Below are 3,055 nucleotides of genomic sequence, written 5' to 3' on the forward strand. Positions count from 1 at the left end.
AAAAACTCTTTTCTATCTCCACCTCTGACGATTTCCGTATAGATTCTGCCGTCTTTTATAAAAAGTATTCGCTTACAATAACTCGCAGCAAATGCATCGTGTGTAACCATCATTATAGTTGCGGCTTCTTGCTCATTTAAGTCACTCATACATTGAAGTAAATCAGCAGATGACTTAGAATCTAAAGCGCCAGTAGGTTCGTCAGCTAGTATTAGCTTAGGTGTATTTATGATAGCTCTAGCAGCTGCTGTTCTTTGTTTTTCCCCGCCAGATATTTCATATGGATACTTATTTAGCAAATCATTTATGCCGAGGCTAGCTGATATCTGATCAACTTTTTGATTAATAGTTTTATGATTTACTTTAGATAATGCAAGTGGAAGCACTATATTTTCACGAACTGTCAATGTATCTAGAAGGTTGAAATCTTGAAATATAAAACCTAATTTGTTTTTTCTAAAATCAGACAATTTTTTTTCATTCAAACTAACTATTTCATCACCATCTATAGAAACTCTTCCGGACGTAGGTTTATCTATTGTAGAAATAATATTTAAAAGAGTTGTTTTACCAGCACCACTTGGTCCCATTATTCCAACAAATTCACCTCTATCAATTTCTAAGCTGATATCATCGAGAGCAGTGTAAAGATTGAACTTACTGCCATATACTTTTTTTAAATTTTGAGCTTTTAAAACACAAGTCATTTAAAATCCTCCTTCGAATAAATAGTAATCCTTATGAGACTATTTTACAAAAATTCAAACACTGTAGCCATCGCTTTTCCTAACAAAAGAAAAACAAAACTTACAATAATGTTATGATGATATTTTAGCTTTTCCTAAAAAAGAAAAGCTAAAACGTACAATATTGTTATGATCATATTTTAGCTTTTCCTAAAAAAAGAAAAACAAAGCTTGCAATAATGTAGTAGTCTATTAATCGCTTGCGAAGGCTTTTAGGTCGTCGTATAACTTGGGGAAGAAGATGCAAATGTCTGTATATGAGTTTATTTTCGAGTCTGCACTTAGTTTATGCCCTAGTTTATTACATAATTCATTAGATAAGTAAAGACCAATACCAGTTGATTTCTTGTAATTTCTACCTGTGTTGCCAGTAAAACCTTGATCAAATATCCTTGGAAGGTCTTCAGTTGATATACCAATACCTGAATCTTTTATATGAAGTTCAATGCCTCTTTCGATATTTACTCCATATATATCTATATGACCTCCATTTGCTGTATACTTAAGAGAATTGCCTAGAATTTGATTTACTATAAAATCTAACCACTTTGAATCTGTTTTTATTGTATGATCTAAATTGTCTAAATTCAAAGATATGTGTTTGCCAATAAATATTTGCTTATTTTTTTTCACAATGTCCTTTATTATAGTATTTAAATTGTAATCCTGAATTATATAATCCTTTGCAAAATCTTCTGTCCTAGATAGATATAGAGCTTGGTCGACGTAATTTTCTATTTTATCAACTTCTTCTATTAGGCTAGTCTTAAGTTCGGATTCCATTTCATATACTTCTAGCATCAAGTTTAGAGTAGCTATGGGTGTTTTTATCTCATGAACCCATGTTTGAGTGAAATCAGCTTGTTCTTTTCGCTTATTTATATAATCTGCATAAAGTACATGTTTACTCTGTAGAACTTGATCAATCAGCTCGAAATAAAGTTCTTGTTCCTTCGAATTAGGATAGGGAAGCTGGTCAACTTCGATAGCCCTTTTAAAACTATTGAAGTCACGTTTTTTTCTAAAAAAATCACCTAAAAGATAGATTATTAGAAGAAAAAGAGATACTCCATTTAGATATATTAGGTTTGTAATAAAAACATGAACCCTAGAATCTAAGTATATTATGCTAGATATAAAGGCCATGAGTATAAAGTAAAATAACAAAAAATATTTCTGATTCCATAGATAGTATCTAAATTTCATTGTAAAATATATCCCTTTCCTTTCTTCGTTTGAATTAAATGTTCCAGACCGATTTCTTTTAATTTTTTCCTAAGTCGATTTATATTTACCGTAAGCGTATTGTCATCGACAAAAGCTTCATCATCCCACAAACTGCGTATTATATCATCTCGAGATACAATTTCTCCATTATGTTTCATCAGAAGATAAAGAATTTGAAATTCATTTTTTGTAAGTTCTATGTGAGAGTCGTTGTACATTAGAGTATTATCCTTTAGATTTAGTACAGCATCTTTGTATTCGAGGATACTAGATTCAATATTTGTATAAGAATAAGTTCGTCTAAGTATCGCATTTATCTTTGCAGTCAAAACATCTAGTGAAAATGGCTTTTGTATAAAATCATCTCCGCCCATGTTCATAGCCATAACAATATCCATATTTCCATTTCTAGAAGATATAAATATTATTGGAACTTTTGATATGCTTCTTATTTTTTGGCACCAATAAAAGCCATCGAATGAAGGGAGGTTTATATCTAATAAAACCAAATGTGGGTCAAAATCTATGAATTCATTCAGTATGTTATCGAAATTTTCAACAGTTTTGACTTCAAATCCCCATTTAGATATGGCATCTGCCATTATTTTTTTTATCTTTTCTTCGTCTTCTACTATATATATTTTGTGCATAGCCGCCTCCTAGAATTGAGTAAGTATAATTATATACTATTATAATACATCAAGATTAAATTATATTAAAAAAGTGGAAAATAATTATAATAGGGTAATTATGACTATAATGGCAATCAAAAAAGGTTATCAAATAATTAAAATATTTGATAACCTTTTTGCTATTGCAATTCAAGCAATTCCTCTTGAATATTTTCCCAAGTAGAATAAAGCATTTCTAACTTTTGATTTGCTAATTCTAAATCTTCATTGAGTTTCAGACTCTTTTCATGATCGCTATAAACGTCAGGCGAACAAAGCGATGTATTTAAATCCTCAATCAATGCTTCACATTCAGCTATTTCTGTTTCAGTTTGTTCTAATTTTCGAGATAAACTTCTTATTTGGCGCTCTAGTTCTTTTTCCTTTTGACGACTTAGTTTAGAAGAGGAA

4 protein-coding genes are annotated in these 3,055 nt (G+C 30.4%); all 4 read right to left on the reverse strand.

Annotated features, from left to right (window positions below):
• Positions 1–707: ABC transporter ATP-binding protein (locus N4A40_09565; GenBank protein ID MCT4662095.1), on the reverse strand; the 707-nt coding region annotated here is incomplete at its 3' end.
• A 231-nt stretch (positions 708–938) separates the two neighbouring features.
• Positions 939–1,892 carry a sensor histidine kinase gene (locus tag N4A40_09570; protein MCT4662096.1) on the reverse strand — a complete coding sequence of 318 codons (954 nt, stop codon included), beginning with the start codon at positions 1,890–1,892 and terminating at the stop codon, positions 939–941.
• Between the two features lie 56 nt (positions 1,893–1,948).
• Complete coding sequence (locus N4A40_09575; protein ID MCT4662097.1) at positions 1,949–2,623, reverse strand: response regulator transcription factor; 675 nt, start codon at positions 2,621–2,623, stop codon at positions 1,949–1,951.
• Positions 2,624–2,784: 161 nt separating this feature from the next.
• The coding region (locus N4A40_09580; protein MCT4662098.1) for an ABC transporter C-terminal domain-containing protein at positions 2,785–3,055 on the reverse strand (271 nt) is incomplete at its 5' end.

This window comes from Tissierellales bacterium, from assembly GCA_025210965.1.
Classification (GTDB): domain Bacteria; phylum Bacillota; class Clostridia; order Tissierellales; family JAOAQY01; genus JAOAQY01.